General features: G+C 75.5%; 4 protein-coding genes and 1 pseudogene. 1 reads left to right on the top strand and 4 read right to left on the bottom strand.

Annotation, left to right across the window (positions count from 1 at the left end):
• The 4 genes and pseudogenes from ACPCK6_RS29230 to ACPCK6_RS29215 form a co-directional block, all read right to left on the bottom strand.
• Window positions 1-1621 (bottom strand): annotated as a pseudogene (locus ACPCK6_RS29230) (SCO7613 C-terminal domain-containing membrane protein); the annotation flags it as partial.
• A 47-nt stretch (window positions 1622-1668) separates the two neighbouring features.
• A complete protein-coding gene (cutA, locus tag ACPCK6_RS29225) occupies window positions 1669-1989 on the bottom strand; it encodes a divalent-cation tolerance protein CutA (protein ID WP_030503202.1) in 321 nt (106 codons plus the stop codon).
• A gap of 55 nt (window positions 1990-2044) precedes the next feature.
• Complete coding sequence (locus ACPCK6_RS29220; RefSeq protein ID WP_269697596.1) at window positions 2045-3067, bottom strand: 1-acyl-sn-glycerol-3-phosphate acyltransferase; 1023 nt, start codon at window positions 3065-3067, stop codon at window positions 2045-2047.
• On the bottom strand, window positions 3068-3901 hold the full coding sequence (locus ACPCK6_RS29215; RefSeq protein WP_396881181.1) for a patatin-like phospholipase family protein: 834 nt from the start codon (window positions 3899-3901) through the stop codon (window positions 3068-3070).
• 179 nt (window positions 3902-4080) lie between these two features.
• Between ACPCK6_RS29215 and ACPCK6_RS29210 the strand changes: the two genes are divergently transcribed.
• A partial coding sequence (locus ACPCK6_RS29210; protein ID WP_423482816.1) for a serine/threonine-protein kinase occupies window positions 4081-4943 on the top strand: 863 nt, incomplete at its 3' end.

Here is a 4943-nt window from a genome sequence, read left to right as displayed (position 1 = left end):
CGTGCCCGAGCAGTACCGCCCCGGCCGACGCGGTGACCGGCACGACGACCCGTCCCCCGCGCGGCCGGGCCACCGCCGCCAGCAGCAGCACGGCGGCGGTCGCGAGGTCCACGACCAGCACCAGCGGCCACGGCGTCGCCGTCACGGCCGGCGCGGCGAGGGCGACCAGCCCGGCGGCGGCCACACCGGCGAGCGGCCGGACGGCCCGGGGCGTCAGCAGTGCGACCGCCCCGGCGGTCAGCAGCAACGCCACCGGAAGCTGCCAGCCCCAGGACGGGACCGGCACGTCCCGCCCGCCCTGCCAGGCCGGGAAACCGACGCTCGCGGTGGACGCGCCGACCAGGCCGGTGAGTACGACCGCCACCTGACCCAGCGCGGCGGCCACGGCGAGCGCGCCCACGAGCGGACCGGTCCGGACCGGCGCCGGCAGCGCCCGGACCGCACCGGCGAGCGCCGCCACCACGAGGCCGGCGGCGATCAGCAGCAGCCCGGGCCGCCACTCGGCGACCGGCCGGATCAGCGCGAGAGCGAGCACCGGCACCAGCAGCCCGGTGGTCGACGCGCGCCAGAGGCGGCCACCCCCGGCGAGCGCGCCGGCGACCAGCGCCAATGCCACCACCAGCAGCGGGCCGCCGGCCAGCAGCGGGCTGCCCGCCGCGTGGCCGACCGCCAGCGGCACCAGCGCGCAGCCGGCCGCCAGGACCAGCGCCGTGCCGTGCCCGGTCCAGCCCAGCACCCGCCCGGCCGCGAGCGCCGTGCGATTGCCGGAGGTACGGCGGCGCAGCACGACCACGACCGCGAGGTCACCGAGCGCCACGGCGGTCAGCACCAGCGCCCAGCCGGCGGCGGTGGGCCGGAACGCGGCAGCGGCCAGCGGCAGCACCGGCTGCGCGAGCAGCCACGCCGCGAACCAGGGTGCGGTGAGGCGGCTGACCAGTGCGTACCCGGCGGCCACCGCGGCGCTGCCCGCCGCCACCAGCGCCGCGTACCGGCTGCCGGGCAGGCCGGTCACCCCGAACAGGTCCACCGACCAGGCGGCGGATCCGTCCAGGACCACCAGGAGCAGCGCCACCGAGGCGAGCGTCTCGGCGGTGCCGCGCAGCCCGCGTGCCCGGGCGACGAGCGGTGCGACCAGGGCCAGCGCGGTGACGGCGAGCAGGATCAGCGCCCGGCCGGCCACCCCGAACGTGCTCCAGGCGACGGCGGTGAACACCACGGCGGCGGTACCGAGCAGCAGCCCGCCGAGGACGAACAGCAGGCCCTGGACCGCGCGGGTGGAGGTCTCCGCGCCGCCGGGTCGTACCGGGACCGGGGCCTGCGGGATCTGACGTGGCGGCGGCGCCGGGAGCGGCGCGGGACCGGCGGCGCGCGGCGCGGGGATCTCCTGACGGACCCGGGCGGCCAGCGCCGCCCGCCGCTGCCGGGCCGTGACCAGCCGGCCGGACAGATCCTGGTACGCGAGCCGGGCCGCCTCGACGCGCGGCACCAGCTCGATGATCTCCCGGTCCAGCCGGACCACCTCGGCGGCGGGCGGGTAGGGCGGACGGCCGCAGCCGCGGCATCCGGCGACGAGGTCGGCCGGGGCGCCGCAACCGGGGCAGGGGTAGCCGGTGTTCTCCACCCGGCCAGCTTCGCGGGCGGCGGAGCGGACGGACAGAGTAGGAGTACCTAGGGCCGGGTCTGCTCGCGCACCCAGGCGGTGTAGCCGGGGTTGCCGCTGTCCTCCCGGCTGACCAGGATCTCCGGCACCTCGTACGGGTGGTTGGCGCGGAGCTGGTCGACCAGGGCGTCCACCCGGTCCGGCGCGGTCTTGAACCGCACCTGCCACTCGGCGGTGGTCTGGATCGCCGACTGCCACCAGTAGGTGCTGTCGACCGGGCCGCCGACCTGGGCGCAGGCCGCCAGCCGGCCGGCGACGGCCGCGGCCGCCAGCACGTCCGCGACGCCGCGGGCGTCCACCACAGTCGTCACCACGCAGATCTGCTCCACGAGCGCACCCTACGCGGCCCGCTGCCACCGCGCCGAGCAGGCGCGGGGAATCGGGTCAGGCGTCGACGGTGCCGTCGCGGTTGTCCGCGATCCACCTGTCGATGCGGGCCCACCAGTCGAACAGCCAGTCGACGCGTTCCTGCTTGCCGGCCGGGATCTCCTCCGGCGGCACCGACCAGAACCGCATCACGATCCGCTTGTCCATCGGCAGCTCGCGCCACACGTCCGCGACGGTGAGCATCTGGTCCAGCCCGGTGTGCGCCACGAAGATCACGCCCGCGTCCGGCGCGGCGTCGAGCGCGGCGAGCAGCCCGCCCGGCTGCGGGGCGAGCACGTGCCGCATCCGCTCGGCGCGGCGCGCCATCCGTTCCAGGCCGAGCGACCGGAGCCGGTCGATCGCACGCAGCCGCCGCGCCGGGGTGAAGTTGCCGCCCTCCGGGAAGATCACGAAGGCGTCGTCGTCGTCCAGGCCGGTGGCCAGGTGCCCGACCTGCCGGGCCACCGACTCGCGCCCGTCCGGCCCGGCCGCGATGAACCGGTTGGGCAGCCGGTTCAGCAGCACGTCGATCGCCGGATCCCACTGGAGGGTCTCCTTGAGCACGATCCGGGGTTCCCGGTTGAACCAGTTCACCAGCGCGTGGATCAGGATGAACGAGTCGCCGGGCCCGGCGTGCCGGCAGACCACCAGCTCGGGGCGGCCGGGCAGCGCGGTGTCCGGGTCGGTGCCGACCACGTCGATGCTCAGCCGCAGCGTCCACCGGGCCTGCCAGAACATGATCCGCAGGAACCAGCCGGCCAGCACGTAGTGGGCCCGCTGGAAGGCCGGCGCACGCTTGTACACGCCGAAGCCGGAGGCGAGCCAGAGCAGGAACAGGGCGAGCAGCGCGGCGGCGTCCCAGACCAGGTAGACGGTGCCGATCCAGAGCAGCCGCAACGGCCGGAGCCGTCCCGGCACCAGCGGCGACGCGGCGAGCGCCAGCAGCGCCCAGCCGGGAAGCGTGGTCACCACGAGGAAGGCGAGCAACACCACACCAGGGGCGAGCACCAACCGGCGTAGCCAGCGGGGTGGCAGCGGCATTCAGCGCTCCAGCGCGGTGTCCAGGTATCGGCGGGAGGCAGTGTACGCGCGACTGATCCGCCGTCCCACCGCCGCCGTGTCCCGGTACGCCCACGGGCTGTCGTCGCGTGGCTCCAGCCCGCCGGTGGGCAGCACGTGCACCTCGACGTCCTCGGGCAGCGCCGCCATCTCCCGCGCGAACCGGTGCCGGCGGGCGATCTCGAACGCCACCTGGGCGATCTCCCAGGGGCGGCGCGGCGGGGTCAGCTCGCGTTCGATCCGGCCCACCTGGAGCACGAAGATCTGCTTCGCGCCGAGCAGCACCGCCTCGCCGACCGGGATCGAGTTGACCACCCCGCCGTCGATGTAGTGCTGGCCGTCGATCTGGGTCGGGGGCAGCAGCCCGGGCACCGAGGCGGAGGCGAGCACCGCCGGCACCAGCGGTCCGGTGTGGAACCAGTGCTCGGCCGCGCGCTCGATGTTCGCGGCGCAGCAGCGGAACGGCACGGCCAGGTCGGCGAAGGTGGTGTCCTCCCCCAGCGCGCTCTCCAGCAGGCGGTACAGCGGGCGGGGCGAGTGCAGGTGGGTACGTGCCGCGAACCGGCGGAGCTGCCGGGCGACCGAGTCGCCGTACACCTCGCTGGCCTCGGGCGACGCCCAGAGCCGGACCAGCCGGTCGGTGACCGCCTCGGTCGGGTCGGCGGCGACCAGGGCGCCGTTGACCGCGCCGATCGACGTACCCAGCACCATGTCGGGTGTGATCCGGGCGCGGAACAGGGCGCGCAGCATGCCCACCTCGACCGCGCCGAGCACTCCCCCGCCGCCGAGCACGAACGCCACCGGACCTGCTGCCATGCCGTTCATCCTGGCACGCGGCCCACACCCGGCCGGCCGGCCGCCCCGCCCGTGACCGGACCGTCACGCGACACCGGCCGAGTCGTGACGCAGCGCGATCGTCAACCGAGCGACTGTTGACAGGTCAGACACATTCCCGCAACCTGATAGCGCTCCCGAGCACAGGCAGGTGCGAGCTGATGGCGACACTCCAGGCCGGCCGTCTGCTGGCCCGGCGGTACCGGCTCATCGACCCGATCGGTGCCGGTGGCATGTCGGTGATCTGGCGTGCCCGCGACGAGGTGCTCGACCGGATCGTGGCGGTCAAGGTGCTCGCTCCCTCGCTCGCCGCCGACGCCCGGTTCCGCGACATGGTGCGCGAGGAGGCCCGCTCCGCCGCCCAGCTCGACCATCCGCACGTCACCGCCGTGCACGACTACGGCGAGACGGTGGCCCCGGACGGCACGATCACCTCGTTCGTGGTGATGGAGCTGCTCAGCGGCGAGGAGCTGGAACACCGGCTCACCGAGGGGCCGCTGCCCTGGCCAGCGGCGGTGGAGACGGGCGCGCAGGTGGCCGAGGCGCTGGCCGCGGCGCACCGGCTCGGCATCGTGCACCGCGACGTCACACCGGCCAACGTGATGATGACCGGCACCGGCGCGAAGGTGCTCGACTTCGGCATCGCCACCCGGATCGGCGCGCCGGACGACGACGAGGACGGCGGCACGTTCGGCACCCCGGCGTACGTGGCACCGGAACGGCTCGACGGCGCGCCCGCCCAGCCGGCCACCGACGTCTACTCGCTGGGCGTGCTGCTGTTCGAGACGCTGACCGGGCACCCGCCGTACCCGGCGGAGACCTGGGAGCAACTGAGCGCGGCCCTCGCGGACTGTCCGGAGCCGACACTGGACGACGTACCGGGATTGCCCGGTCCGGTCGCTGACATCTGCCTGCGCTGCCTGGACCGCGACCCGCGCCGGCGGCCCACCGCGCACCGGGTCGCCGCCGTGCTGCGCGACCAGTTGCTGCCCGCCGACCCGCAGGCCGCCACCATGCTGGCGCC

Source organism: Micromonospora sp. AB353 (genome assembly GCF_049538395.1).
In the GTDB taxonomy this organism is placed as follows: domain Bacteria; phylum Actinomycetota; class Actinomycetes; order Mycobacteriales; family Micromonosporaceae; genus Micromonospora; species Micromonospora aurantiaca.
This window is presented reverse-complemented; position numbering and strand designations above follow the sequence as displayed.

Coding starts and splice junctions, on each gene's coding strand:
- ACPCK6_RS29220 (WP_269697596.1), bottom strand. CDS start 3,067: ATGCCGCTGCCACCCCGCTGGCTACGCCGGTTGGTGCTCGCCCCTGGT.
- ACPCK6_RS29215 (WP_396881181.1), bottom strand. CDS start 3,901: ATGGCAGCAGGTCCGGTGGCGTTCGTGCTCGGCGGCGGGGGAGTGCTC.